The organism is Sphingomonas sp., assembly GCF_017745215.1.
Taxonomy (GTDB): Bacteria; Pseudomonadota; Alphaproteobacteria; order Sphingomonadales; family Sphingomonadaceae; genus Sphingomonas.
Genome location: NZ_JAGHZV010000001.1, coordinates 111390 through 136841 on the forward strand (window position 1 = coordinate 111390; position 25452 = coordinate 136841).

27 protein-coding genes are annotated in these 25452 nt (G+C 68.5%); 8 read left to right on the top strand and 19 right to left on the bottom strand.

Annotated elements, in window-relative coordinates; all coding sequences use genetic code 11:
* Positions 1-207 precede the first annotated feature (207 nt).
* Positions 208-579, bottom strand: coding sequence for a YkvA family protein (locus J7495_RS00600; protein ID WP_294054123.1), 372 nt, complete (start codon positions 577-579; stop codon positions 208-210).
* 113 nt (positions 580-692) lie between these two features.
* Here J7495_RS00600 and J7495_RS00605 point away from each other — a divergent pair, with 113 nt between their 5' ends.
* Positions 693-932: a hypothetical protein gene (locus J7495_RS00605; protein ID WP_294054124.1), complete on the top strand. Its 240-nt coding sequence runs from the start codon at positions 693-695 to the stop codon at positions 930-932.
* 119 nt (positions 933-1051) lie between these two features.
* Here the strand turns inward: J7495_RS00605 and J7495_RS00610 are convergent, their stop codons facing one another.
* The 5 genes from J7495_RS00610 to J7495_RS00630 form a co-directional block, all read right to left on the bottom strand.
* Positions 1052-1522 carry a pyridoxamine 5'-phosphate oxidase family protein gene (locus tag J7495_RS00610; RefSeq protein WP_294054125.1) on the bottom strand — a complete coding sequence of 157 codons (471 nt, stop codon included), beginning with the start codon at positions 1520-1522 and terminating at the stop codon, positions 1052-1054.
* 52 nt (positions 1523-1574) lie between these two features.
* Positions 1575-2504 (bottom strand): glucokinase, encoded by a 930-nt coding sequence (locus J7495_RS00615; RefSeq protein WP_294054126.1) that lies wholly within the window; start codon positions 2502-2504, stop codon positions 1575-1577.
* Positions 2505-2682: 178 nt separating this feature from the next.
* Positions 2683-3195, bottom strand: a complete 513-nt coding sequence (locus J7495_RS00620) for a DUF805 domain-containing protein (RefSeq protein WP_294054127.1) — start codon at positions 3193-3195, stop codon at positions 2683-2685.
* A 25-nt stretch (positions 3196-3220) separates the two neighbouring features.
* Positions 3221-4399 carry an acetyl-CoA C-acyltransferase gene (locus J7495_RS00625; RefSeq protein WP_294054128.1) on the bottom strand — a complete coding sequence of 393 codons (1179 nt, stop codon included), beginning with the start codon at positions 4397-4399 and terminating at the stop codon, positions 3221-3223.
* A gap of 44 nt (positions 4400-4443) precedes the next feature.
* Positions 4444-4905, bottom strand: coding sequence for a MaoC family dehydratase (locus J7495_RS00630; protein WP_294054129.1), 462 nt, complete (start codon positions 4903-4905; stop codon positions 4444-4446).
* A gap of 277 nt (positions 4906-5182) precedes the next feature.
* Here J7495_RS00630 and J7495_RS00635 point away from each other — a divergent pair, with 277 nt between their 5' ends.
* On the top strand, positions 5183-6151 hold the full coding sequence (locus tag J7495_RS00635) for a DUF2167 domain-containing protein (RefSeq protein WP_294054130.1): 969 nt from the start codon (positions 5183-5185) through the stop codon (positions 6149-6151).
* Between the two features lie 85 nt (positions 6152-6236).
* Here the strand turns inward: J7495_RS00635 and J7495_RS00640 are convergent, their stop codons facing one another.
* Positions 6237-6848, bottom strand: coding sequence for a TetR/AcrR family transcriptional regulator (locus J7495_RS00640; RefSeq protein ID WP_294054131.1), 612 nt, complete (start codon positions 6846-6848; stop codon positions 6237-6239).
* Positions 6849-6951: 103 nt separating this feature from the next.
* Between J7495_RS00640 and J7495_RS00645 the strand changes: the two genes are divergently transcribed.
* Positions 6952-7428: a hypothetical protein gene (locus J7495_RS00645; RefSeq protein WP_294054132.1), complete on the top strand. Its 477-nt coding sequence runs from the start codon at positions 6952-6954 to the stop codon at positions 7426-7428.
* A gap of 235 nt (positions 7429-7663) precedes the next feature.
* Here J7495_RS00645 and J7495_RS00650 read toward each other — a convergent pair whose 3' ends face one another.
* From J7495_RS00650 to J7495_RS00670, 5 genes are read right to left on the bottom strand one after another with little or no spacing between them, the layout of a single operon-like run.
* Positions 7664-8791, bottom strand: coding sequence for a mechanosensitive ion channel domain-containing protein (locus tag J7495_RS00650; RefSeq protein WP_294054133.1), 1128 nt, complete (start codon positions 8789-8791; stop codon positions 7664-7666).
* Entirely contained in the window at positions 8788-9795 is a 1008-nt protein-coding gene (locus J7495_RS00655; RefSeq protein WP_294054134.1) for a DNA topoisomerase IB, read from the bottom strand. The genes J7495_RS00650 and J7495_RS00655 overlap by 4 nt, the downstream gene beginning before the upstream one ends.
* 44 nt (positions 9796-9839) lie before the next feature.
* The gene (locus tag J7495_RS00660; protein WP_294054135.1) at positions 9840-10937 is read right to left on the bottom strand and encodes an acyltransferase; all 1098 of its coding nucleotides are present in this window, start codon (positions 10935-10937) and stop codon (positions 9840-9842) included.
* Positions 10934-12292 (bottom strand): putative O-glycosylation ligase, exosortase A system-associated, encoded by a 1359-nt coding sequence (locus J7495_RS00665; RefSeq protein ID WP_294054136.1) that lies wholly within the window; start codon positions 12290-12292, stop codon positions 10934-10936. The genes J7495_RS00660 and J7495_RS00665 overlap by 4 nt, the downstream gene beginning before the upstream one ends.
* Complete coding sequence (locus tag J7495_RS00670) at positions 12285-12440, bottom strand: hypothetical protein (RefSeq protein WP_294054137.1); 156 nt, start codon at positions 12438-12440, stop codon at positions 12285-12287. Before J7495_RS00670 ends, J7495_RS00665 begins: the two co-directional genes overlap by 8 nt.
* 194 nt (positions 12441-12634) lie before the next feature.
* Between J7495_RS00670 and J7495_RS00675 the strand changes: the two genes are divergently transcribed.
* Positions 12635-13870 carry a TIGR04063 family PEP-CTERM/XrtA system glycosyltransferase gene (locus J7495_RS00675; protein WP_294054499.1) on the top strand — a complete coding sequence of 412 codons (1236 nt, stop codon included), beginning with the start codon at positions 12635-12637 and terminating at the stop codon, positions 13868-13870.
* Entirely contained in the window at positions 13867-14793 is a 927-nt protein-coding gene (locus J7495_RS00680; protein WP_294054138.1) for a hypothetical protein, read from the top strand. The genes J7495_RS00675 and J7495_RS00680 overlap by 4 nt, the downstream gene beginning before the upstream one ends.
* 80 nt (positions 14794-14873) lie before the next feature.
* Here the strand turns inward: J7495_RS00680 and J7495_RS00685 are convergent, their stop codons facing one another.
* Both J7495_RS00685 and J7495_RS00690 read right to left on the bottom strand, forming a co-directional pair.
* Complete coding sequence (locus J7495_RS00685; protein WP_294054139.1) at positions 14874-15188, bottom strand: hypothetical protein; 315 nt, start codon at positions 15186-15188, stop codon at positions 14874-14876.
* Complete coding sequence (locus J7495_RS00690) at positions 15185-15379, bottom strand: hypothetical protein (RefSeq protein ID WP_294054140.1); 195 nt, start codon at positions 15377-15379, stop codon at positions 15185-15187. Before J7495_RS00690 ends, J7495_RS00685 begins: the two co-directional genes overlap by 4 nt.
* An 87-nt stretch (positions 15380-15466) precedes the next feature.
* Here J7495_RS00690 and J7495_RS00695 point away from each other — a divergent pair, with 87 nt between their 5' ends.
* Positions 15467-16087 carry a LexA family transcriptional regulator gene (locus tag J7495_RS00695; RefSeq protein ID WP_294054141.1) on the top strand — a complete coding sequence of 207 codons (621 nt, stop codon included), beginning with the start codon at positions 15467-15469 and terminating at the stop codon, positions 16085-16087.
* A 329-nt stretch (positions 16088-16416) separates the two neighbouring features.
* On the opposite strand, the gene J7495_RS00700 is transcribed toward J7495_RS00695, so the two are convergent.
* A complete protein-coding gene (locus tag J7495_RS00700) occupies positions 16417-18996 on the bottom strand; it encodes a TonB-dependent receptor (protein ID WP_294054142.1) in 2580 nt (859 codons plus the stop codon).
* 201 nt (positions 18997-19197) lie between these two features.
* Here J7495_RS00700 and J7495_RS00705 point away from each other — a divergent pair, with 201 nt between their 5' ends.
* The gene (locus tag J7495_RS00705) at positions 19198-20622 is read left to right on the top strand and encodes an aldehyde dehydrogenase family protein (RefSeq protein ID WP_294054143.1); all 1425 of its coding nucleotides are present in this window, start codon (positions 19198-19200) and stop codon (positions 20620-20622) included.
* Between the two features lie 115 nt (positions 20623-20737).
* On the opposite strand, the gene J7495_RS00710 is transcribed toward J7495_RS00705, so the two are convergent.
* The 3 genes from J7495_RS00710 to J7495_RS00720 all read right to left on the bottom strand — a co-directional run bounded on the left by J7495_RS00710 (position 20738) and on the right by J7495_RS00720 (position 23445).
* Positions 20738-21151, bottom strand: a complete 414-nt coding sequence (locus tag J7495_RS00710) for a VOC family protein (RefSeq protein WP_294054144.1) — start codon at positions 21149-21151, stop codon at positions 20738-20740.
* A gap of 31 nt (positions 21152-21182) precedes the next feature.
* Positions 21183-22913 (bottom strand): SLC13 family permease, encoded by a 1731-nt coding sequence (locus tag J7495_RS00715; protein ID WP_366810600.1) that lies wholly within the window; start codon positions 22911-22913, stop codon positions 21183-21185.
* A 319-nt stretch (positions 22914-23232) separates the two neighbouring features.
* On the bottom strand, positions 23233-23445 hold the full coding sequence (locus J7495_RS00720; protein ID WP_294054146.1) for a hypothetical protein: 213 nt from the start codon (positions 23443-23445) through the stop codon (positions 23233-23235).
* Between the two features lie 169 nt (positions 23446-23614).
* Between J7495_RS00720 and J7495_RS00725 the strand changes: the two genes are divergently transcribed.
* Positions 23615-23815: a hypothetical protein gene (locus tag J7495_RS00725; RefSeq protein WP_294054147.1), complete on the top strand. Its 201-nt coding sequence runs from the start codon at positions 23615-23617 to the stop codon at positions 23813-23815.
* Positions 23816-23818: 3 nt separating this feature from the next.
* On the opposite strand, the gene J7495_RS00730 is transcribed toward J7495_RS00725, so the two are convergent.
* The gene (locus J7495_RS00730; RefSeq protein WP_294054148.1) at positions 23819-25309 is read right to left on the bottom strand and encodes a PQQ-dependent sugar dehydrogenase; all 1491 of its coding nucleotides are present in this window, start codon (positions 25307-25309) and stop codon (positions 23819-23821) included.
* Between the last annotated feature and the right edge of the window lie 143 nt (positions 25310-25452).

Sequence of the window (25452 nt, forward strand, 5' to 3'; positions counted from 1 at the left end):
GTCATGCTGAACTTGGGTGTGTCATCAATTGCCGAAGGGGTTTCGGCATTCCTACAGCTGTCATCCCGGCGAAAGCCGGGACCCAGGGCCGCGAGCGATTCCTTCTGTAACCCTGGGTCCCGGCTTTCGCCGGGATGACGATTAAGGAGGCAAGGCCCCTCCCTCCCGAGCTGCTTTGACGGTTATGGTGGGGCCGGGCGCCCCGCCTCAATCCCAATCCACCGAGACCAGCGACCACACCGCCCAGGCCGCGAGCAGCCAGATCGCCGCGACGATCGCGATTCCCCAGAGCGACACCGGCCGCTCCGCCGCGATCTCGGCGGCGGCGCGGTGCTCGGCCATCACGTCCTTCGGCACCAGCCGCTCGAACAGCCAGATGCCGAGCGGGATCAGCACGGCATCGTCGACCAGCCCGAGTACAGGAATGAAATCGGGGATCAGGTCGATCGGCGACAGCGCATAGGCCGCGATCAGCAGCCCGACGAACTTTGCCGCGATCGGCGTGCGCCGGTCGCGCGCGGCGAGCCAGACGGCATGCGCCTCGACGCGGATTCGGTGGGCGAGGCTGGGTCCGCTCATGCCCCGCGGGAATCGCCCGGCACCGCGCGCGGGTCAAGCCGGGAGCGCAACGGGTGGAACCAAGCAGCGAGTTGAGCTATTATGGTCGGTCTGTTGCGTAGGGAGATCGTGCCATGCCGATCAAGGATCTCGCTGGGCCCTCGGTGCCCGCGATGCGTACGCAGGAATCGATGATGCGCCTGCTTGTGCGCCTCGATCCTGAACTCGACTGGTGGCCGCGCTGGCGTGCGCGACACTTCGGACCGGCCGTCGCCGCGACTGCCCCTCTGGTGCGCAAGAGCAAGAAGGCGCAGCGACTCGCGGACCGTTTCTCGAAGATCACCAATTTTCCGCAGGCGCGCCGAACGACCTGAACGGGTCCGCCGGGGGGCTTCCATCAGCGATGTCCTCAGCCAAGGCGATGCCGCTGCATCGCCGCCGGTGAAGCGTTGCATGCGAAGAGGCGGGCGGATTTCTCCGCCCGCCGCGCGCCCTACAGCGCGGTCTCGACGTGGCGGCCGACTTCGCTGCCGTCGATCTTGGCGCCGACCAGCATCTTGAAGAAGCCGAGCGCGGATTCGTCGCCTTCCCAGATTTCGGCGTCCCTGAGCTCGAAGCGCAGCATCATCAGGTTGGGGTCGTTGCGCCCTCCCTTGAACCATGCCTCGGTCATGTTGGACCAGTAGCGGTCGATCACCGCCGGGTCGGTCTCCTCGACGAGCGTGCCCGAGATGCAGGCGAAGATCTTGTGATCCTTGGAGACATATTGCGCCATCGCAGGTCCGCCGCGGGCGAGGCGGTTGTCCTTCTGGGTGTAGAACCAGAATTTCCCCTCGACCTCGTCGTCGAGGTTGGCGGTCATCGGCTGGGCATGGTCGTCGCTGCCGTCGAGCTTGACCATGAGGAAGGGGCTGGCCGCCATCTTCTTCCACATGCGCTCGGTTACTTCGCGGACATCGGTCATCGTTCTCTCCTGTCTGGGGGCGGAGAGAGAACGAGCGGTTCAGCCTTGGGTTTCAGGCGTTTCCGTAAGCCGCGGCGGCGCCGAGCAACTCGAGGTCGTTGCGGTTGACCAGCGCCACAGGGACTTCGCCGAGCTGGCGGCGGAAGGCGGCCTTGCCTTCCATCCGGCGGCGGAAGCCGGGGTCGCAGAGTTGCGGGTGCAGCGCACGGCTGATCGCGCCGGTGAGAAAGATGCCGTCCCACGCGCCGAACGCCATGGCGAGGTCGCCTGCGAAGGCGCCGAGATGCTCGACCCACATCCGCACTACGCGCGTGCACACGGGATCGCGGCCGACGCCCCGCGTCACGTCCTCTGGCTTGGGCAGCTTCTTGCCGCCGCTGAGCGCCTCATAGGCGAGCAGCAGCCCGGGCGCGCTCACCAGCATCTCGACGTCGACCTGGTGGGCGCGCGCGACGCAATAATCGGCGAAGGCCTTCTCGTCGGCGGTGACCGGCGCGAAGCTCATATGGCCTGCCTCGCTCTGCACAGGCACGAGCTTGCCGCCCGCGGTGATCAGTGCGGCGACGCCGAGACCCGTGCCCGACCCGATCACGACATAATTGCCGCCCGCTTCGACCGGGCGCAGCGACGGGCCGGGCAGGGTGGTGAAGGCCGAGCTCGGCAGCGTTGTCAGCGCCAGCGCATTGGCGGCGCATTCGTTGAGTGCGCGCGGCCGCTCGCGAAGCACCGCCTCGACGCCCGAGAGCGAGATGTACCAGCGGCTGCCGGTCAGGTTGATGAGGTCGCCGCGCGCCGCGCCCGCGACCGCGAGCACGCTGGGGAGGCGCGCATCCTGCAGGCCGAGGTCGCTCAGATAGGTGACGAGCGCGCTGGTGAAGGTGGGGTGTTCGGCGGTCATGAACTTGCGCACGTCGCGCGGGGCCAGGCCCTGCTCGCCGCCGGTCAATCCAAATCTGACCGATTGGCGGCCAATGTCGGCCACCAACGCCAATCCCTCGCGCATCGGCGAGTCCCCTCCTCGTTTTTGCCCTTATGCCCCTTAGGCCTTGTGATAACGCTAACAGCCAGGGGTTAAAGAACAATAGCGAAATGAAACCTGCCGTTTCGTGCAGGTCGGATCGTTAATCGCACAAGACGATTAGCAGTTCCTTGGCGCCGAACTAAGGGATCGCGCGAGGATTACGGCCGAAGCGGTCCGCACTCGCGGCGGGACCGATCAGGGCGATCGCCCAGAGTGCGAAGACCACGGCGAGGAAGCCGAGGTCGACGAGCACGCCAACGCCCGTAAGCGCCGGCTTCGCGTGCCAGATGCCGACGTTCAAGCTGGGGCCGACGTCGCTTTGCGGCACCAGAAAGGCCGCAATCGACGTGGGGATCATCAGAAGGACCGGAGCGACGCCCCAGAGGCCTGGCCGGCCGAGGTCCTGCGCCCGGCGGTAGAAGAGCGCCGGGAGGGGCAGATAGGTCAGCAATTCCCAGGCAGCGGAGAACGGCTCATAAGCCGGACCGTCGCGCCAGGGCAGGAACATGCCGTGACCGAGCATATAGACGATCAGGAAGGCGATGACTTCGCTACGCGTCGAACGGCCCTCGAACCGCAGCCAGTCGCGAAACGGTTTGAGGCCAAGTGCGATCCCGCGGAGGAAAGGCGCGGCTGTCATTTCCCGCAGCATGCGCCTCTCCTCCGGTCCGATCAAGTCACAGGACCTCGAACAGCCCCGCGGCGCCCTGGCCGCCGCCGATGCACATCGTCACCACGACGTACTTCGCGCCGCGGCGCTTGCCTTCGATCAGCGCATGGCCGGTCATGCGCGCGCCCGACATGCCATAGGGGTGGCCGATCGCGATCGAGCCGCCATCGACGTTGAGCAGCTCGTTGGGGATGCCCAGCACATCGGCGCAATAGAGCACCTGCACCGCGAAGGCTTCGTTGAGCTCCCACAGGCCGATGTCGTCCATCTTGAGGTTGAAGCGCTCGAGCAGCTTGGGGATCGCGTAGATCGGGCCGATGCCCATCTCGTCGGGCTTGGTGCCCGCCACCGCCATGCCGACGTAGCGGCCCAGCGGCTGGAGCCCGCGCTTCGAGGCGACGCTTTCCTCCATCAGCACCGCGGCCGAGGCGCCGTCCGAGAGCTGGCTGGCGTTGCCCGCGGTGATCACGCCGCCGGGGATCACCGGCTGGAGCGCCTGCAGCCCCTCGAGCGTGGTCTCGGGGCGGTTGCCCTCGTCCTTGGTCAGCGTCACGTCCTTCTGGGTGACTTCCTTGGTCTCCTTGTTGGTGACGTTCATCACGGCGGAGACGGGGATGATCTCGTCGTCGAACTTGCCCGCGGCCTGGGCGGCGGCGGTGCGCTGCTGCGACTGGAGCGAATATTCGTCCTGACGCTCGCGGCTGATGTTGTAGCGCTTCGCAACCACTTCGGCGGTCTGCAGCATCGGCATGTAGACGTCGGGGTGCATCGCGATCAGCTCGGGATCGCCGGCGAAGCGCATCTGCGGGGTCTGGACGAGGCTGATGCTCTCCACGCCGCCGCCGACGGTGATGTCCATCTCGTCGACGATGATCTGCTTGGCGGCGGTGGCGATCGCCATCAGGCCCGAGGCGCACTGGCGGTCGACCGACATGCCCGCGACCGAGACCGGCAGGCCGGCGCGCAGCAGCACCTGGCGCGCGATGTTGGTCGCCTGGTGGCCCTGCTGGAGCGCGGCGCCGTAGATCACGTCGTCGACTTCGCCGCCCTCGACCTTGGCGCGCTTGAGCGCTTCCTCGAGCGGCTTGGCGCCCAGCGTCTGCGGCGGCAGCGCGTTGAAGGCGCCGCGATAGGCGCGGCCGATCGGCGTGCGGGCCGTGGAGACGATCACTGCGGAGCGGGACATCGGTGGTTCCTTCGTTCTTGGTTGGGGACCTTCCCCGGGGAGTTTCAGACGTAGATCAGCGCAATCCATTCGGCGACGAGCGCGGGCTTGGTCTCGCCTTCGATCTCGAGCGTATATTCGGTCACCTGCTCCCAGACGCCGGGCTTGCGCTCGGTGAAGCGGAGCAGGGTGAAGCGGCCGCGCACGCGCCTGCCTGATCGGACGGGGGTCATGAAGCGGACTTTGTTGCCGCCATAGTTCACGCCCATCTTGGCGCTGGCGATCTTGGGCGTGCAGTCGGCCGCGAGCATCGGCATCAGCGAGAGCGAGAGGAAGCCGTGCGCGATCGTGCCGCCGAAGGGCGTCTGCGCCGCGAGCTCGGGGTTCACGTGGATGAACTGGTGGTCGCCGGTTGCCTCGGCGAATTTGTCGATCATCGCCTGGGTGACTTCCACCCAGTCCGACACGACCTCGACGCCGACCTGCGCCGCGCGTTCCTCGATGCTGACCGCTGCCAATCCGCTCATTCGCTCGCACCCCCACCCTCAGGATTTTCTCCCTCTAGTGAGCGACGCGGGGGTCCTGCAAGCCTTGCCGACCCGGATTTTGAAAATCCCGCGCGACGTAGCGTTCGTCCGAGGCTTGGGCCTGCGCGATTCCGAACCCGAGTTTCGAAATGCGAGTCCGGCGTTCCGCGACTCGCGACGGCGCCGACCCGTTCCGGTGCGGCTTTTGCTTGACGCGCGAGGCGTTTAGCTTCCGAATGCCGCCTGTTCGCGACTCCATCGCGACAGGGGGCACAGGATGAGGACTGGAATTCGGAGCGCCACGGCGCTGGCGATGGTGCTTGCTTTGGGGGCGCCGACGGCGGCCTGGGCGGATCCCAAGCCGGCGGCGGACCATGTGAGCGCCAGGGACGAAGCGCCCGCGGGCAAGGGCGTTCCGCCCGAACTGCTCGCGCTCGAGAAGAACCTGCACCCCCAGCGCGGCGACGTGCGCATCGACGCCGCCAAGGCGGTGCTCCATTTGGGCGACGCCTATTATTTCCTCCCCGCCGACGAGGCGAAGCGCGTGCTCACCCAGGTCTGGGGCAATCCGCCCGACGCGGTGACCGACGTGCTCGGGCTGGTGCTGCCCAAGGACGCGACGATCTTCGAGAATGTCTGGGGCGCGGTGGTCACGTATCGCGACACCGGCCATGTCTCGGACGCCGATGCGAACGGCCAGGATTATAACAAGGTGCTCGCCGACATGCGCTCGGGCGAAGCGGCGGACAATGCCGAGCGGCGCGAGAAGGGCTATCAGACGATCACCCTGGTCGGCTGGGCGCAGGCGCCGTCCTACGACGCGGCCAGCCACTCGCTGATCTGGGCGCGCGAGCTCGCCGGCGAGGGCGAGCCGGTGCACACGCTCAACTATGACGTGCGGCTGCTCGGGCGGACGGGCGTGCTGAGCCTCAACATGATCGCGTCGATGGATTCGCTCGCGCAGGTGCGCGGCGCGGCGGCGACCTTCGGCGGGGCCGTGACCTTCGAGAAGGGCGCGACCTATGCAGACTATGATTCCTCGACCGACAAGACCGCCGAATATGGCTTGGCGGGGCTGGTCGCGGGCGGCGCCGCGGTGGCGGTGGCGCAGAAGCTGGGGCTGCTCGCGATCGTGCTCAAGTTCGGCAAGCTGATCCTGATCGGCGTGGCCGCGGGCGGTGCCGCGGTGTGGGCGGCGGTGAAGCGCTTCTTCGGCGGCGGGCGCCGGGATGAGGATACGATCTGAAGGGGGCCGCGCATCCAACCAAAGCGTCATCCCAGCTTTCGCCGGGATGACGAAGGAGGAAGGGCCGTGACGGTCGTAGACGTAATTATGCGGCGCTTGGCCCCTTCCCAGGCCCGCCCCCGCGGGCGAGCTCGGCGAGCAGCGTCTCGATCGCCCAGCTGCAGGCCGCGGCGGCGCCTTCCGGACCCAGCTCCCATTGGTCGCGCATCTCGAGCCAGGCATAGCCGCAGCCCATATATTGCAGCGCCGCAATCGCCTCGGTGCGCGCGGGCTCGGCAAGGTGCGCGGTCTGTTCGGCAAAGAGCGCGCGGAAGGTTTCGACGCGCTTGGTCGTCATCACGTTGCGCATCGCGCGGCCTTCGGGGCTCGCCATGGTGACGGTCATCGCCTCGGCATTGCTCTCGAACTTGCCGAACCGTTCCGGCATCAGGCCGACGAAGTCGTGGAGCGTGCTCGGCATCCCGCCGGGCGGGCCGAGCCGCTCCCAGGCCGCGGCGCGCAGCGAGGACTGGTCGGGGAAATAGCGGTAGACGGTGCGACGCGAGAGGCCCGCGCGCTCGGCGACGCGGTCGTGGTTGAGCTGCTCGCCGGCGGCGATCAGCGCGATCAGCGCATCGACGGTGCGCTCGCGCGTGCTGGGGTTGTCGGGAGCCTCGGGCTTGGCCGGGTCGGCGAGGAGGAACTTTCGGTTACGCATGACGCCTTACATAGAGTCGGCACAAAAAGTGTCAAACTTTGCTTGACACATTTTGTGCCACGCGTATTGGGAAGGCAACACACGAATCAGGGAGTTCGAGGAAATGCTGTTCCATGTGTCGGTCGATGCCGAGGATCCGAAGCGCGTCGCGGGCGTGATCGCCGAGCTCTGGGACGGCGTGGCACTGCCCTTCCCGCCGGTGATCGAGGGTTGCTGGGTGGCGATGGCGGGCGACGACCGCCGTACCACGGTGGAAGTCTATCCGCGCGGCACCGAACTGGTCGAAGCCGAGGGCGACGCCGACGGCTATGGCGTGATCGGCGTGCGCAACCCGCGCTCGGCGACGCACCTGGCAGTGGCGACCAACCTCGGCATCGAGCAGGTGCTCGCGATCGCCGCGCGCGAGGGCTGGCCGGTGAAGTATCGCAAGCGCGGCGGGATCTTCGGGGTGCTCGAGCTCTGGGCCGAAGGCACGCGGATGATCGAAGTGCTGACCCCCGAGATGCAGGCCGAATACCACGCCGGGCTGACGGTGGAGAATTGGCAGGGGTTTCTGAAGGCGGTGGGGGTGGTGGCCTGAACGGCGCGCCCGTCCTGTCGAAGCAGAGTCCCCAAATTGGGCGTGTCATCGATCGCGAGACGCGCTTCCCCCTCAACCGTCATCCCGGCGAAAGCCGGGACCCAGGGTTACGAAGGACGTCGCTCGCGGCCCTGGGTCCCGGCTTTCGCCGGGATGACGGTTGAGGAGCGCCCAAACCTTCCCCCTGTCGATGACGCGCCCAAGTCCGGCATGACGGGGTGGTCGGATGAGAGGATCAGTCCTCCGCCGGCGGTGGCGCCGCCGCTTCGACCGGATTGGGCGACACCAGATTCACCTGCGTCCGATAGGCGAAGGCAATCCCGGCCCCGCGCAGCCGCTTGAGGATCGCGGCGATCACGCGGTCGTGCACCCCCGCCGGGAAATCCATGCCTTCGGACTCATATTCCACGTCGCAGGCGATGCCGTTTTCGTTGAACCCGTTCACGCCGCCGTGGACGAGCTTGTAGCCCTGCTCCTCCACGGCCTCGCGCATCAATGCGGGGAGCCGCTCGACGGTCTCGGGCGGCGTGTCGTAGCCGATGGTGAAGCCGTATTTGATCCGGTTACGGATGCGGTTGCTCGCGTTGACGATCTCGTTATCGAGCAGCTTGCGGTTCGAGACGATCCGTTCCTCGCCGGTCGGCATGCGCAGCCGGGTGGACTTGAGCCCGATCCCCTCGACCACGCCTTCGCTCGCGCCGAACTTGATGGTGTCGCCGAGACGGAAGGGCCGGTCGAAGATGATCGAGAGCGCCGCGATCAGGTCGCCGAAGATGCCCTGCGCGGCGAGGCCGATCGCGATGCCGCCGACGCCGAGGCCCGCGACCAGGCCGGTGACGTTCACCCCGAGGTTGGACAGCACCATCACCAGCGCGATCGCGAACAGGGTCAGCGTGGTGAGCAGCCGGATGATGCCGAGCGCGCTCGACAGGCCGACGGCGGGATCCTCGCCGCGGGTGCGGTGCTCGACCATGCCGAGGATGATCTCGCGCGCCCACACCGCGCCCTGGAACACCGCGGCGATGGTGAAGAGGAAGTGGATGATCGTCTCGACCACCGGCGGCGCGCCGGCGAAGCCCTTCACCAGCCGGATCGCCGTCATGACGATGAAGAAATTGCCCGTCCTGGCGACGGCGCGGCCGATGATCGAATACCAGTTGGCGACGCCCTCGCCCTTGCGGCAGAGGCGCATCCCCCAACCGCGGACGAAGTGCAGCAGGAAGAATACTCCGACCGCGACGGCGGTGGCGACGAGGATGTTGAGCCAATGATCCTGGATCCACTGGCTCGCGTCGGTGACGAAATCGCGCGCCTGCACTCGAAGATCGGCGCTGCTGGTCGGAAACGCGATGCTGTTGTTCATGCTGCCTTTCGGTGGTGGTGGTCGTCCGCGCCTTCGAGCAGGGCGATCAGCCCGCGCTCGTACCGGCTGAGGTAGCGTGTCGCGCGCGGCAAGTGGAGAGCCTTGCGGAACGCTGCCTGCGCGTCGCGATCCTTGGCGAGCGCGACCAGCTGCGGATGGACATAGGATTTGCGCGCGATCGCGGGCGTGTTGCCCAGCGCTTCGGTGACGGGCTCGAGCATCGTGTTGAGGCCGATATGGCCGTCGGCGCCGGCCAGCGCCTCATAGGCGAGCACGCTCGCCCCCCAGGTGCGGAAATGCTTGGCCGTGAATTCCTCGCCGGTCGCCTCGCGGATGTACGTGTTAACGTCGCTCGACGTGACGGGGTGGGCCTCGCCGGCATCGTCGAGCCAGCGGAAGAGATGCTGGCCGGGCAGGTCCTGGCAGCGCTTGACGAAGCGGCTGAGGCTCTTGTCGGTGATCGTCAGCACGCGCAGCTTGCCCGACTTGGCGCGGAACTGGAGGCGCAGCGTCTGGCCGCGCAGCGTCGCGTGGCGCTTGCGGAGCGTGGTGGCGCCGAAGCTCTTGTTGGCCTGGACATATTGTTCGTTGCCGACGCGGATGCTGCCGCGGTCGAGCAGCCGCACCACCGCAGCGACGGCCTTGTTCTTGCAGAGGCCGCGCAACGCGAGATCGGCCTCGACCCGCGCGCGCAATCGGGGGAGCGCTTCGCCGAAGCCGGCGCAGCGCTCGTACTTCGCGGCTTCCTGGGCTTCGCGGAAATCGGCGTGATAGCGATATTGCTTGCGGCCCTTGGCATCGATCCCGGTCGCCTGGATATGGCCGCTGGCGCGCGGGCAGAACCAGGCGTGGGTATAGGCCGGGGGCAGGCCGACGGCGTTCAGCCGGTCGATCTCGTCGCGGTCGGTGACACGGCTGCCGTCGGGCGCCCAATAGCTCCAGTGCTTGCCCTGCTTGCGGCGGGTGATCCCGGGCTGGCTGTCGTCGCAATAATGGATCGGCATCTCGACCGGGGCTCCCTCGCTATGCCCCTGAGAATGCGCGGTCCCTAGGTTCGTTCCGACTTCAGCGGGGCAGGGGTCGCGGCCGCGGCGAGGCTGAGGCGATTGATCCAGCGCTGTGCCGGGCGCTCTATCCGGTGGTATAGCCCCGCCGAGGCGAGCAGCACGAGGACGACGAAGAGGCCGAACTGGAGCCAGCTCATCTCGTGCGCGTGGATGAAGGCGAGTTTGTAGCCCATCCACAGCATCCAATGGCCGAGATAGGTGGCATAGCTGATCTCGCCGAGATAGTGGACCGGGGTCCATTCGAGGACATTGCCGCGCATCCCTGAAGTGAGCGCGAGCAGCAGCACGAGCGCGGCGAAGGCGAGCGGGAGCGCGGCGGTCTGCGGGAGCAGGCCGGTGAGCCAGGCGGCGGGCAGCGCGGCCATCACGACGAGGGCGCCGAGCGCGGGAAGGGCGGGGCGGCCGCGCCAGCGGTCCCAGAGCGCGCAGACGATCGTGCCGAGCGCGAACTCGCCGAGGCAGCGCAGCACGCCGATCGAGGTGAGGGCCTGGCCCAGCACCGTCGCGCGATTGAACGCGAAGATCGCATGGAGCGCTGCGGCGAAGCCCAGCATCGCGGCGAGCAGCACCGGCGTGGGGAGGCGGCGCCAGTCGACTGCGATGACGAGCAGCGGGAAGAGGAGATATGCAGCAAGCTCGCACGAGATCGACCAGGCGGGGACGTTCCAGGTCAGCCGGTCGGGGGTGAAACCCCAGTTCTGGAGCAGCAGGATGTGCAGCGGCAGCTCGGCGGGCGGATATTGCGCCCAGTCGGCACGATCGAGGCTTGCAAGCGCGAGCGCATAGACCAGCGCGATGGCGAGCATGAACAAGTGCAGCGGCCAGACGCGCGCGACGCGGCGGCGCAGGAAGTCGGGCGCGCCGGCCAGGCCCTGCGCGCGGAGGCGGTCGGCATAGGTCAGCCAGATCACGAAGCCCGAGAGCACGAAGAAGAAGTCGACCGCGAGATAGCCGTAGGACAGCGGCCCCGCCGGCCCGCCGACGCCCTGCATCATGAAGCGCAAGTGGAACAGCACCACCAGCCACGCCGCGATGCCGCGCGCGCCGGTGAGGGCCTTGAGTTCGGGCCTTGGGCTCATCCTGCCGGAGCCAGCTGGGAACGCTTGCTGCGCATCGGCCGCCAGGAAGCCGCAGCGCGGCGGCGGGCGCAATAGCCGTCGAGCCCGATCTGCGCGCCGATCAGCATGTAGATGAACGGCTGGAAGGCGATCGCGATGAACGCGGCCCCCAGTAGGTAGACGATATGCCCGTTCTGCAGCGCCGCGGCGAGCGGGGCGATCCACGCTTCCTCGCCCTCGGCGCGCTTGTAGCGCTGGCGCAGCACTTCCATGCGGAACAGCCCCGCCACGTTGATCACCAGCCACAGCCCGAGCCCGAAATAGCCCTGCTCGCCCAGCATCTCGAAATAGGCGCTGTGATAGGCGCGCGCGCTGTCGACCTCGAGCGTGCGCTCGACCGTGACGTTGTTGCCCTCGCCGGTCTGGGTGACCTTCTCATACTGGATGTGGTTCTGGCGATAGGCCTCGAAGCCGCCGCCCATCGGGTGCGTCTTCACATAGTCCATCGTCCAGTTCCACACGGCCACCCGCGTCGAGGCGGAGCTGTCGCCCTGGTAGGTCTGGATCGTCCCCATCCGCTCCAGGAAAGCCTGGGGTAGGAACGGGATCACCCCGACGGTGAGCGCCGCCGCCGCACCGATGTAGAGCAGCGGCCGCTTGACTTCGCGCAGCATCAGCACCGCGAGCAGGCCGATGCAGAGGAGGCCGGTGCGCGTCGAGGTGCCCACCGGGATCAGCATGCAGGCGAAGATCAGGGCATAGGCGAAGGCCTTCACCTTCCAGTCGGGCGTGAAGATCGTGCCGTGCTTGGTGAACCACAGGATGATGGGCACGATGCAGATCGCCACGGTCGAGATGGTGCTGCCCTCGTAGAGCCCCGAATTGTTGTTGATCATCAGGTCGAGCTCGCCATAGCCGCCGCCGCCGAGCGCGGTCTTGATCCCGCCGGTGATGATGATCGACCCCGCCGAGAGGATCATGAAGAGCAGCAGCGCCTCGATGCGCAGCCGCGTCTTCAGCGTGAAGGGCAGGAAGATCGCGAAGGCCAGCGCCTTCCACACCCATTCCCATTTGCCTTGGGCATCGACGGGAAAGTCGGCGTGGCTGGTGGTCCAGGCGCAATAGCCGAGCATGACGAGCATCAGCCATTGGCGTGGGGCCATGCTGAGCCCCTTCTTGTCGTCGGCGATCGCCCAGCCGCCGAGCGTCAGCACCGCGGCGATCATCGAGATCGGCACCGAGTTCAGCAGGACATAGGTCAGTCGCTGCGGCGAGACGATGTCGATATAGGCGTAGACGAGCACGAACAGGAACGGCCGCTTGAAGCCGAACGCGAACATCGCCGCGAGGAAGGCGAGGAAGGGCAGGTCATGCATCGCCGCGGCCCCATCGGCGCTTGGGGGGGGGCTTGTCGGCGGGGTCGGAGGCGGCGTCCTCGCGGTCGAGGTCGGGGCGGCGCAGCAGCAGGATGGCCGCGAGCAGCATCAGGCCATGCGTGAGCGCCAGGGAGAAATTGTCGATCATCGGCCCGCGGTTCGCATTCTCTTTCTTCGTCATCCCGGCGAAAGCCGGGACCCAGGGCCACAAGGGGCATCGCCCGCGACTCCTGGGTCCCGGCTTTCGCCGGGATGACGGATGGGGTTTGCTTACCCGTTCGGGGGTCTACCAGCGCGCAGTTGACGTGCCGTTAAGACTGGCGTGGCATGCACGATCCCGCGATGCGCGTGCTCCACATCCTCGATCACGGCCTGCCGCTGCACAGCGGCTATGCCTTCCGCACCCGCGCGATCCTGAAGGCGCAGATCGCGCGCGGCTGGGAGGTCGCCGCGGTGACCGGCCCCCGCCAGGGCGCATCGGCCGCGCAGGCCGAAGTGCTCGACGGGCTGACCTTCCACCGCACCCAACCCGTCAAGGCCACGCTGCCGGTCCTTTCCGAGCTTCGCGAAGTCGCTGCGTTCGCGCGACGGATACGCGAGGTCGCCGAAGCGTTTCGGCCAGACGTGCTCCATGCCCATTCGCCTGTCCTCGACGCGATGGCCGCCCGGCGCGCCGCGCGCCGGCTGGGGCTGCCGCTCGTCTACGAGATCCGCGCCTTCTGGGAAGACGCCGCGGTGGGCAATGGCGAGGGCCGCGAAGGCTCGTGGAAATACCGGCTCACCCGCGCGCTCGAGACGCGAGCGGTGCGCGAGGCCGATGCCGTCGCGGTGATCTGCGAGGGGTTGCGCAGCGACCTGGTCGCGCGCGGGATCGACCCCGCCAAGATCTTCGTCTCGCCCAACGGCGTCGACATGGGCATGTTCGGCGAGCCGGCACCGCGCGACGAAGCCTTGGCCCGCGAGCTCGGGCTCGACGGCGCCGAGACGATCGGCTTCATCGGCAGCTTCTACGATTACGAGGGCCTCGACGACCTGATCGCCGCGATGCCGCGGCTCGTCGCCGAGCGGCCCGACATGCACCTGATCCTCGTCGGCGGCGGGCCGATGGACGAAGCGCTGCGTCGCGCCGCCGCCGTCTCGCCGGTGAGCGGGCGCATCCACTTCATCGGCCGCGTGCCGCACGGCGAAGTCGAGCGCTGGTACGGCCTGATCGACGTGCTGGTCTATCCGCGCAAGGCGATGCGGCTGACCGAGCTGGTGACGCCGCTCAAACCCCTCGAAGCGATGGCGCAGCGCCGCCTCGTCGCGGCGTCGGACGTCGGCGGGCACCGCGAGCTGATCCGCGACGGCGACACCGGCACGCTGTTCCGCCCCGACGATCCCGAGGCGCTGGCCGCCTCGATCGCCGGCCTCTTCGCCGAGCGCGAGCTCTGGGAGGCCCGGCGCGAACGCGCGCGCGCCTATGTCGAGAGCGAACGAAATTGGGCCGTCAACGTCGCCCGGTATGATTCTGTTTACCAAAAGCTGGCCAATATGCCGGCGATGATCGAGTCCGCTGTCCGTACGGTGAAGGCATGAACCTGCCCGTCGCCCCGCTCGCCGGTGCGGCGCTGGGCGGCGCGGTTGCGGCTGCCGCGCTGGTGCTGCCGGCGGCGACGCTCGAATCGGTGGTGAGCGGCAGCGGATTGCCCTCGATCCTCGCCGCGGCCGAGCCGCCGCTGGGGATGACCGCGCGGCTCGCGGTCGCGGGCGGATCGGGTGCGCTGGTCGCGCTGGTCTCCTGGTTCGGGCTGTTCCTGCTGCTCGGCACGCGCGGGCTCAGCCTGGGCGAGCGGCAGCCCGGGCACGTCCCGGTGATCCGCCGCGCCGATGCGCATCCCGATGCCCCGCCGCGCGCGCCGCTCCTCGCGACGCGCGACTTGGGCACGCCGTTCCTCGAAGTTCCGGTCGGCAAGCCGCTGACCGCGGGCGACAAGCCCGTCCATGGCGACGGCCAGCTTTACAGGACCGTGCATCTCGACGCGAAGGGGTTCGAGCCGCAGTTCGACATGCCCGAGGCGGAGCCCGCCACCGAGGCGCCGCCCGCCGAGCAGGACCTGCCCGTCAACCTCGACCAGCCGCTCGCTGCCTTCGATCCGAGCGCGATCCCGGAGGCGCCGATGCCGCCGCCGGTCGCGCCGACGCCGCTGCGCCGCCCGGCGCGCCCGATGACCTTCGACTCGCACGAGCGGTTCGAGACCTTCGAGCTGATGCCGCCGGTCCGCCCGGTCCGCACCGGCCCGCGCCCGGTGCCGAGCTTCCCCGAGCCGGCCGAGCTGCCGCCGCGCGAGGACGCGATCGCGCGCCCCGAGACCGATGCCACCATCCACGCGCTGCTCGACCGGCTCGAGCGCGGCGTCGCCCGCCGCGGCCTCTCGGCGCCCGAGCCCACCCCGCGCGAGACCGAGCGCGGGCTGGAGGAAGCGCTCGTCACGTTGCGCAACCTCGCCAAGCGAGCCTGAGGACCGGTAGCGATCCGGATTTCGACGGTATTCCGATACCGGAAAGTCACAAGAGTCACGACCCGTCGCGCGAATTTCCGCTAGCGCACTTCCACCGTCAGCACTTCGATCTCCGCACGCACGGCCTCGCCCTGGCGCCGCGCGCTCATCACCGTCAGGTCAGCGACCAGATGGCCGCTGAGCGCGAATTCGGCTTCGGGCAGCGCGGCGAGCCAGGCGTCGAGTGCGTCCGAAGCCTCGCCCTCGATCGCGAACATATGCCGCGCGCCTGAGAAGGTGACGCTCGCCCAGCGTGTCCAGTCCGCCGCGGCGAGGCGCACCGGGCAGCCCGCGCGCGCCGCGCTGTCCAGCAGAGCGCGCTGGAGCAAGGTCGCCGCGTCGGGGCCCCTGCTCATTGACCGATACTCGCCGACGTCTCCGCTTGGGCGGCGAGGAACGCCTCGATCCGCTGGACCGTCCGCGCGCGCGGCTCGCGTCCGTTGCGAAGGTCGCCCACGAGACGCGGATCGTTGACTGCCAGCCGCCCGAATTTGGTGGGCGGCATGTCGGTCTTCCGCAGGAACTTCTCCACCTTGCGCAGCACCATCTGAACCTCCGAGTCGCAAATTATGTTCTCGAAATGTTCCGTCATTTCCTACTTGTCTAGGAAAAATCCTACGGCTATGGACCGAATATGGACACGGCTGCGCAACGGGCCGCGCTGGCGGCGCTGATCGCCGAGCATGGCGCGAGCTATGCCCGGCTCTCGCGGCTGCTCGGGCGCAACGACGCCTACCTCCAGCAGTTCGTCACGCGCGGGTCGCCGCGCGAGCTGGCCGAGCGCGACCGGGCGCTGCTCGCGCGCTATTTCGGCGTGCCCGAGGTGCGGCTGGGCGGGCCCGAGCCGGCGGGGCTGGTCGAAGTGGCGCGGCTCGACGTCGGGGCTTCGGCGGGGCCGGGCGGGTTGGTCGACAGCGAGGCGCGGCGGCGGCCGGGGGGCTTTTCGCCCGAGCTGCTCCGCGCGCTTGGGGTGCGGCCTGAGGCGGCGTCGATGATCCGCGTCGCCGGCGACTCGATGCTGCCGACACTCGAGGACGGCGACGAGATCCTCGTCGACCGCGACCGCCGCAGGATCGAGAGCGACGGCATCCATGTCGCGCGGATCGACGGCGAGCTGGTGGTGAAGCGGCTGCGTCCCACGGTGGGCGGAGTCGAGGTGGTCAGCGACAATCCGGACTATCCGGTGCGGGTGTATGCGTTGCGCGACGTGGAGGTGATCGGGCGGGTGGTATGGCTGGGGCGGGCGCTGGGGTGAGGGGTGATCCCTTCCAGTCGTCATCCCGGCGAAAGCCGGGACCCAGGGTCAAGCAATGCATCGCTCGTGGCCCTGGGTCCCGGCTTTCGCCGGGATGACGACTGAGAGACCGTTTGGAAATGCGCCTCACGGCGCATGGCGGTGCCGGCCCGCTCCCCCTCCCGGCCACCCAACGACAGTGTATTCTATGGGTGGCCGGGAGGGGGAGCGGGCTGGCACCGCCTCGAAACTCGCTCTTTCGCGAGTTTCCAAACAGCCTCTGAGGACTGATTCCACCATCTCAGAGCGGGGCGCGCTTCCCCCCGGCTGCGCGCCCCGCCCCTCGCACGTCAGCGCTTGCCGGTGCGGAAGCTGATCGACAGGCCGTAGAAGCGCGGCTCGCCCGCGATGAAGGTCGGCAGGCCCAGCGCGTCGCCGGTGTTGCCCGCGTCCTTGATGTACTTCTTGTCGAACAGGTTGGTGACGTACGCCTCGACGCGGATGCGGCCGTCGTGGAATTCGGCGCCGAGCCGCGCGTCGACGGTGGCATAGCCGTTCTGATACTCGTCCTGCACCGTGTCCGGGATCAGGTTCTTCACCTGCAGCGCCGGGATGTCGTTGTCGTCGTCGAAGAACACCTTCGACTGCCACATCAGCGTCGGCGTGAAGTCGACCTTCACATCGTCGGTCACCGGCGCCTTGAACTGCGCGCCGATCGACGCGCTGTGATCGGGCGAGAGGCGGAAGTGGTTGCCCTCGCGGATGCCGTTGTCGAAGCGGCTGTGGTTATAGGCATAGGTGCCGAAGACGTTGACCCAGTCGCTCGGCGTCCAGCGGATCTGGCCCTCGAAGCCATAGCTCTTGGCCTTGCCGGCGTTCACGGTCACGAAGGTCGTGCCGATCTGCTCGGTCGTCTGGAAGTTCGAGTAGCGATAGTAGAAGACCGAGCCGTCGGCGAAGAGCGTGCGGTCGGCGAGCGCGGTCTTCACGCCGGCCTCGTAGCTGTCGACCGTCTCGGCGGGCAGCACTTCGAACGACGCCGCACCGCCGGGCGCCGCGGGGCCGCCCACGCTCAGGATCTCGGGACGGCGGCCGCGCGCATAGGTGGCGTAGAGGCTCGCGTCGGTGCCCATCGCGTAGCGCGCGGTGGCGCGCCAGGTGAAGCCGTCGTCGGTGTGGCCCGCATCGTAGCGCGTGCCGTTGGCGCCGGTCGGCTGGACGCCGAGGCCGAACAGCGGCACCGGATAGCCGGCCGAGGGCGGGATGCTCGCGGCGCCCGGCACCGCCAGCGCCGCGAGCAGCTGGGTGCGCGTCGCCGCCGGCTGCGAGAGCGCGCCGATGAAGCCGCCGAGGATCGAGCGGCCGTTCTGCACCGCCGAGCTGAAGCCGGTGGTCTTGTCGTCATGGCTCCAGCGGATGCCGCCGCCGACTTCGAACGAATCGGTGACATGGAAAGTCACGTCGCCGAACAGGTCCCAGCTCTGGGTGTGCGCGAAGTTGGTGCTGGTCTCCAGGTGGCTCGCCTTGAGGTTCGCGGCGATCGCCTGCGCCTGCGCGGTCGGCAGCACCAGCGCATTGACCTGCGCGAGCGTGAGCCCGGTCGCATTGGCGATCACGCCCTGGAGCAGCTGGCCGGTATAGGCGGTGTTCGAGAACAGCGCGATCGGCGCGGGCTGGTCGGCCGGGCGGCCGGGGATCGCGCCGCCGCCGTTGAGCGTGCCGGTGAGCCGCGCAAGGGCCACGCGCTCGTCGAACTGCGAGGGCGTGCGCTGCGAGCCGTTCTCGCGGAAATAGGTGCCGCCCGCGAACGCCGTGATCCGGTCGTTCGAGTAGGTCAGGCGGAGCGTCGCCATCGTCTGGTCGCCCCGGGCGTCCTCGGCCGCGGTCAGCGCGGGGAGCGAGATGCCGTCGGCGTCGAAGATCTCGGTGCCGGCGAACTCGCGGTACGAGCCGATGGCGTTGAGCGAGAGCCCGCCGCCAAGGTCATAGTCGGCGATCGCCTTGACGTCCCACACGCTGCGGTCGAGCCCGAGCGGCTTGTCGCCCTCGAAGCCCTGGCCCGCGACCAGCGCCGCGCCCGAATTGCGGCCGCGGTCGCCGAGCACCACGCCGGTGGTCGGGTCGGTCGGCAGATAGGCGATCGACTTGAACGAGGTGCCGTTGGCTTCGTCATGCTCGTAGTTGCCGATGACGTCGAGCGTCAGCGCGCCGGGGTTCCAGCGCAGCGAGCCGCGCACCGCCTGGCCCTTGCTGCTGTTATAGTCGCCGCCGCCGAGCAGGTTCTCGACATAGCCGTTGCGCTCCTTGAGCCGGCCCGCGACGCGCATCGCCAGGTCGTCGGCGAGCGGCACGTTGAGCGTGCCGTCGAGGCGGAAGGCGTCGTAATTGCCGTAGGAAGCATAGGCATAGGCGTAGACGTCCTTCGGGTCCGCCTTGGCCTGGATGAGGTTCACCGCGCCGATCAGCGCGCCGCGGCCGTAGAGCGTCGACTGCGGGCCCTTGGCGATCTCGACGCGGTCCATGTCGAACAGCTCGACATAGGAGCCGCGCGACTTGGAGATCGACACGCCGTCCTCGAACACCGAGACGCGCGGCTCGTTGTACGCGCTACCCGAGTCCGAGGTGATGCCGCGCATCACGAAGCCGGGGTTGTTCGGCGACTGGTTCTGCACGTCGAAGCCGGGGACGAAGGCGCCGAGCTTGTCGAACTCGGTGATGCCCAGATCGTCGAGGAACTGGCCGTTGTAGGCGGTGAGCGCGAAGGGGACTTCGATCGGATTCTGCTTCACCAGCTGCGCGGTGACGACGATCTCGCCGCCGTCCTCGCCGGACTGCGGGGCAGGCCGGTCGGGCGCGTCCTGCGCTGCGGCAGGGACGGCGATGAGGGCAAGCGGGCTGGCGAGCGCAAGCAGCGCGGAACGGATGGTCATGGGGTTCCCCTTATGATGCTGGAATCGACGCGTCGGTCCGCGCGCCCTTGGCCCCGCCGTTACGCGGTCGCGTTACAGCTTCGTTGCATTGCAGCAACGGCACGATGACAGCGCGCGGGTGTGGCAAACAGGTTGCACCTTGCAACGCGCAGCCGGGGCGGCCATCTAGCCGCCATACCCGAACTTCGAACGGAGAGGCGCGTGCGCAGCTATCCCAGGCATTACATCGGCGGTCAGTGGGTCGAGAGCGAGGGCGGCAAGTCGCACGACGTGATCAACCCGGCGACCGAGGAGCCGTGCACCACGATCACGCTGGGCACCGAGGCCGACGTCGACAAGGCCGTGGCCGCGGCGCGGACCGCGTTCGAGAGCTGGTCGCGCACCAGCGTCGAGGAGCGGATCGCGGTGATCGAGCGGATCCTGGCGGAGTATAAGGCGCGCGCGGGCGACATGGCCGAGGCGATCAGCCTCGAGATGGGCGCGCCGATCGCACTGGCCAAGACCGCGCAGGTCGGCTCGGGGATCGGCCACTTCATGGCGGCGATCAAGGCGCTCCAGGACTTCGCGTTCGAGGAGCAGATCGGCAACAGCCTGGTGGTGCACGAGCCGATCGGCGTGGTCGGCATGATCACGCCGTGGAACTGGCCGCTCAACCAGATCGTCTCGAAGGTCGCGCCCGCGCTGGCGGCGGGCTGCACGATGATCCTCAAGCCGAGCGAGGAAGCGCCGAGCTGCGCCGCGATCTTCGCCGAGGTGCTCGACAAGGCGGGGGTGCCCGCGGGCGTGTTCAACCTCGTCAACGGCGACGGGCCCGGCGTGGGCACCGCGCTGTCGAAGCACAAGGGCGTCGACATGGTGAGCTTCACCGGCTCGACGCGCGCGGGCGTGCTCGTGGCGAAGAATGCCGCCGACACGGTCAAGCGCGTCCACCAGGAACTGGGCGGCAAGTCGCCCTCGCTGCTGCTCCAGGGCGGCGATGCGGCGCAGGCGGTGCAGCGGACTTTGGGCAGCGTGCTGATGAACTCGGGCCAGAGCTGCATCGCGCCGACGCGGCTGCTGGTCCCCAAGGACAAGGCGGCCGAGGTCGCGACGCTCGCCGCGCAGGTGATGCAGGCGACCCAGGCGGGTGATCCCGCCGAGGACGGCCGCCACATCGGCCCGCTGGTCAACAAGGCGCAGTGGGACAAGGTCCAGGGGCTGATCGCCAAGGGCATGGAGGAAGGCGCGAAGCTCGAGGCGGGCGGCCCCGGCCGGCCCGACGGGCTGGAGACCGGCTATTTCGTCAAGCCGACCTTGTTCAGCCATGTCACCAACGAAATGACGATCGCGCGCGAGGAGATCTTCGGCCCGGTGGTGACGATCATCCCCTATGAGGACGAAGAGGATGCCGTGCGCATCGCCAACGACACCGACTATGGGCTGTCCGCGGTGGTGTTCGGCGATGCCGAGGCGGTGAACCGCGTCGCTCCGCGGCTGCGCGCGGGCATGGTCTACGTCAACGGCGGCCAGCCCAACCCCGAGCTGCCGTTCGGCGGCTACAAGCAATCGGGCAACGGCCGCGAGCACGGCAAGTTCGGGCTGGCGGAGTATCTCGAGGTGAAGTCGCTGGTGGGGGCGCTCGCTTAACCTGTCCCTTCAACCGTCATCCCGGCGAAAGCCGGGACCCAGGGTCAAGCAGGACGCCGCTCGTGGCCCTGGGTCCCGGCTTTCGCCGGGATGACGACTTGTCGGACGGGGGCGCTCAAGCCCGCATCTGGATGCACAGCCCATAGCCGTCGCGATCGCGGAAATAGAGCTGCTTCATCCCATAGCCCGTCACCACCGGCGGATCGCATTCCACGCCGTTCGACACCAGCCATAGGTGCGCGGCGTCGACGTCGGGCGAGCCCATGTAGAGGCAGATGTCGCCAAGCCGCTCGGCGCGCATCGGGTCGCGGATCGGCGGGCGTTCGCCTGCGTCGTAGAGCGTGTTGAGCATCAGTTCGGCCGAGCCGCGCCTCAGCCAGCACCAGTGGAAGAACCGCCCCTCCGCCGCCTCGACCTCGGGCGAATGCTCCACCATCTCGAAGCCCAGCACGTCGCGGTAGAAGGCCACTGCCTCGGGCATGTCGAACACCTGCAGCAGCGGCACGAGTCCGTCGAGTTGCAGCGCCATCGCGATCCTCCTTCGCCCGCGGCCTAACACATCACCGCACCGGCCACACCCAGAGGATCAGTGGGGTCCCCACCAGCAGCACCAGCAGCGAGAGCGGCGCGCCCAGCCTGGCATAGTCGCCGAACCGATAGCCGCCGGCGCCCATCACCAGCGTGTTGCACTGGTGCCCGATCGGGGTGAGGAAGTCGCAGCCCGCGCCCACCGCGGTCGCCATCAGGAAGGCGTCGGGGCGGTAATGGAGGTTGGTCGCGAACGACGCGGCGATCGGCGCCATCACGAGCACCGTCGCGGCATTGTTGAGGAAGGGCGTCACCGCCATCGCCGCGGCGAGCACCAGCGCGACCGCGCCCCAGGGCGGCAAGGTCGCGGCGACATGGCCCAGCCAGGTGCCGGCGATGTCGGTCACACCGGTCTGGTGGAGCGAGTCGCTCACCGGGATCAGCGCGCCGAGCATGATCAGGATCGGCCATTCGATATGCGCATAGGCCTCGCGCACGGGCAGCGCGCCGGTGACCATCACCAGCGCCGCTGCGCCGAAGAAGGCGATGGCGACGGGCACCAGGCCGGTCGCGGTCGCCGCCATCGCCAGCGCGAGGATCGCGAGCGGCAGCACGGTCTTGCGAGCGCTGCCCAGCCGGATCGTCCGCTCGGCGAGCGGCAGGCAGCGGAACTCGGCGAGCCGCTCGAACAGCAGGTCGAACGCGCCCTGGAGCACGATCACGTCGCCCGCGCGCAGCCGGATCTCGCCGAGGCGCTTGTCGAGCCGCGTGCCCTGGCGCGAGACCGCGATCAGGTTGACCCCGAACTGCTCGTGCAGCCCGAGCCGGCCCGCGGTGCGGCCGACCAGCGGGCTGTCGGCCGAGATCACCGCTTCGATCACGCCGCTCTCGCCGCCCGCCGCAGTGGCGGCGTCGCGGTGCTGGCCCTCGAGCAGCAGACCGTCATGCGCGATCGCGCGGTCGAGGTCGTCGGGGGCGCCCTGGAGGATCAGCACGTCGCCTTCGTGGAGCCGGGCATTGTGTGTGCCCTTGCGCCGCTCGCCGTCGCGCAGGATCGCGGTGACCGCGACCTCGCCGTCATGGCGCTTGCGGAAGGCGGCGACGGTCTCGCCGATCGCCACCGAGTTCGCGGGGATCGCCGCTTCGGTGACGAAGTCCTGCCCCTCCAGCGCTTCGCCTGCGGTCAGCGGCGCGCGGCGGTCGCGCGGCAGCAGGCGGTAGCCGAAGCGCAGGAACACCAGCCCGACCAGCGTGAGGCCCAGCCCGACGGGGGCATAATCGAACATGTGGAACGGCGTGCCGATCATCTCCTCGCGCACGCGGCTGACGATGATGTTGGGCGAGGTGCCGATCAGCGTGACGAGGCCGCCGAGCAGCGAGGCGAACGACATCGGCATCAGGAACACCGCGGCGTTGGTGTTCGATCGCTTGGCCATCTGGATCGCCACCGGCATCATCATCGCGAGCGCGCCGATGTTTTTGACCAGCGCCGAGGCGAAGCCGACCGAGGCGGCAAGCAGCAGCAACTGCGAGCGGACGCGGGTGACATGGTGCTGGAGGAACAGCATCGCGCGCTCGATCACGCCCGAGCGCTGGACGGCGCCCGACAGCACCAGCGCCGAGCCGACGATGATCACGATATCGTCGGAGAAGCCCTTGAATGCGTCGGCGGGCTTGACCACGCCCAGCGCCAGCGCGGCGAGCAGCGCGAGCATCGCGACGAGGTCGTATCGAAGCTTTCCCCAGAGGAAGAGCGCCATCATGGCGCCGAGTACGCAAAGCGACAGAATCTGGGGAGTGGTCATCGGGCCTCGCTTGGTGTCGAGGCTCTCAACTCGCCGGGGTGGTTTCGGCTCCGTGCCGCTTTAAGGCGATTCCACTGGATCGATGCTATTCGGGCGTGTCATCGATTGTGCTCTTGAATCGTCATCCCGGCGAAAGCCGGGACCCAGGGTTGCAGAGGACGTCGCGCGCGGCCCTGGGTGCCGGCTTTCGCCAGGATGACGTCGGGGGGTAGCCCGTTCCACCAGTGATGACACACCTAAGTTCAGCATGACGAAGTCCGGGGAGATGTGTCCGCTCTTAGTGGATCGTCCCCACCGCGCGGCCTATCGACATCAGCACGATCAGCCGCTCGATCTGGCGCCAGCGGCAGAAGTGGAGGTGGTTGCCCAGGTTGCGGCTGTGATCGGCGCGCGCCGCCGCTTCGAAGCCTGCATCGTCGCCGAACTTGAGCATCAACTCGGCCGCGTCCTTCACGTCGCCGCGGTCGGAGAGATAGGGCATATATTCCATTCGACTGGCTCCAGGCGGGCATTGCGCGCACCCTTCCAGACTCAAGCCGCGTGCCAGACTCGCGAGTTGCGCCGATCCGGCCCGACACGAGGATGAATCCCCCGGAAACCATGGGCTTGGCGGCGTCCCATCTGTCCCGCCACGGGGCAGTGGCGTCCCGGCTCGGGACATGGCAGAGGACGCCATGGCTTCGACACCTCCCCCCCGCACGCCGATGGCCGGCGGGCTGATCCTCGCGGTCGCGATCCTCGCCGGCGCCTTCATCGGCGCGGCGGAGAACCAGGCGACGATCGGGCTGATTCTCGGCACGGCTGCGGGCGCGGCGCTCGCGCTGGCGGTCTGGCTCGTCGACCGGATGCGCCGCGGCTGAAGCTCAGCCGGGCACGACCTGGTAGATTTCGCCATCGATGCCGACGATGAAGAGGTTGCCGGTGCTGTCCTCGCCGAACGAAACGATGTTGTCGAGCGTGCCCGCATCGGGCGCGAAGTCGGGATTGCGGCGCTCGTAGTTGGCGGACGGATAGAGCGAGCCCTGGACGAGCGAAGTCGCGGCGCTGGGAATCGTCCAGATGTTGCCGCTGATATAGTCGGCGAAGACATAGCTGCCGACCAGCGACGCCACCGGGCCGCGGTAGACATAGCCGCCGATAATCGTGCTGCCCTGCTTGGGCCCGGTGCCGTGGAGATATTCGGAGACCGGCGCGGTGAGCCCGGCGGGCGCGGTGCCGGTATAGGGCTGGGTGCCCTCGAGATAATGCCAGCCGAAGTTGAGGCCGGGCTGGTCGGGGCGGAGCACGTCGATCTCCTCGACCGCGCCTTGCCCGACGTCGCCGATATAGAGCCGCCCGTCGGGGCCGAAGCTGTTGCGGAATGGGTTCCGGAGGCCGAGCGCGAAGACATAAGGGTCGCCGCCGCCCGCGACGAAGGGATTGCCCGGCGCCGGGCTGATCGCCCCTGCCGCGCTCACCGCCATGCGCAGGATCTTGCCGAGGCGGACGTTGGGGTTCTGCGCGTTGTTGGGCGGATCGCCCGCGCCGCCTCCGTCGCCGGTCGCGGCGTAGAGCAGCCCGTCGGGCCCGAAGGCGATCCAGCCGCCATTGTGGTTGCTCTGGCCAGGATGCGGGATCGTCATCAGCACGGTGGGTGCCGCAGCGACCGTGCCGTCGATCGTGTAGCGGCGCAGCTCGATCGAGCCGTCGGTGGCGGTGGCGTAGACCACTGCGCGCTGGCTGGTCGCGAAATCGGGGAAGGGCGCGATGCCGAGCAGCCCGCGCTCGCTGTCGGTCGAGAGATTGCCGACGGTGAGGAGCAGTGTCTTCGCGCCGGTGGAAGGGGTGAGGCGATAGACGTTGCCGGTCTTCTCGAGCACGAACACATCGGTGCTGCCGGGGATGGCGGTGACGTCGACGGGCTGAGTGAAGCCGGTCGCGACGCGCTTGACCGCAATGCCCTCCCGGCTGTTGGTGACGGTCACCTGCAGGTTGAGCGTGGTCGAGAGGCTGGCGTCGGCGGCCTTGAGCTGGACCTCGTAGAGGTTGTCGCCATTGGCGTCGGTGGGGAGCTCGAAATTGGGGGCGGGGGTGAAGGCAAGTGCGCCCGCCGTGGTGATGCTGAAGCGCGCAGCATCGGCGCCGCCGGTGATCGAGAAGGTGATCGGGTCGCCGTTCGCGTCGGTGGCGGTCGCCTGATAGGCAGCGACGGTGTTCTCGGCCACGGTCGCGGTAGTCGCCGACGTGAAGGCGGGCGCGGAGTTGGTGGGCGTGGGGGTCCCACCACCGCCGCCGCCGCCCCCGCCGAGGCTCCCGCTGCCTCCCGAACAGGCCGCCAGCAGCGCGAACGGGATCAGCGAGGTGGCGGTACGCATCGGCGGGAACTCCCTTTCCGATGCGCAACGAGAGGTGGGGGCATCCGTTCCGGGCGAATCGAAGCGAATGCGGTGGTAAGGGTTGGCAGACGACGCGACCCTGCGCCCCTCAACCGTCATCCCGACGAAAGCCGGGACCCAGG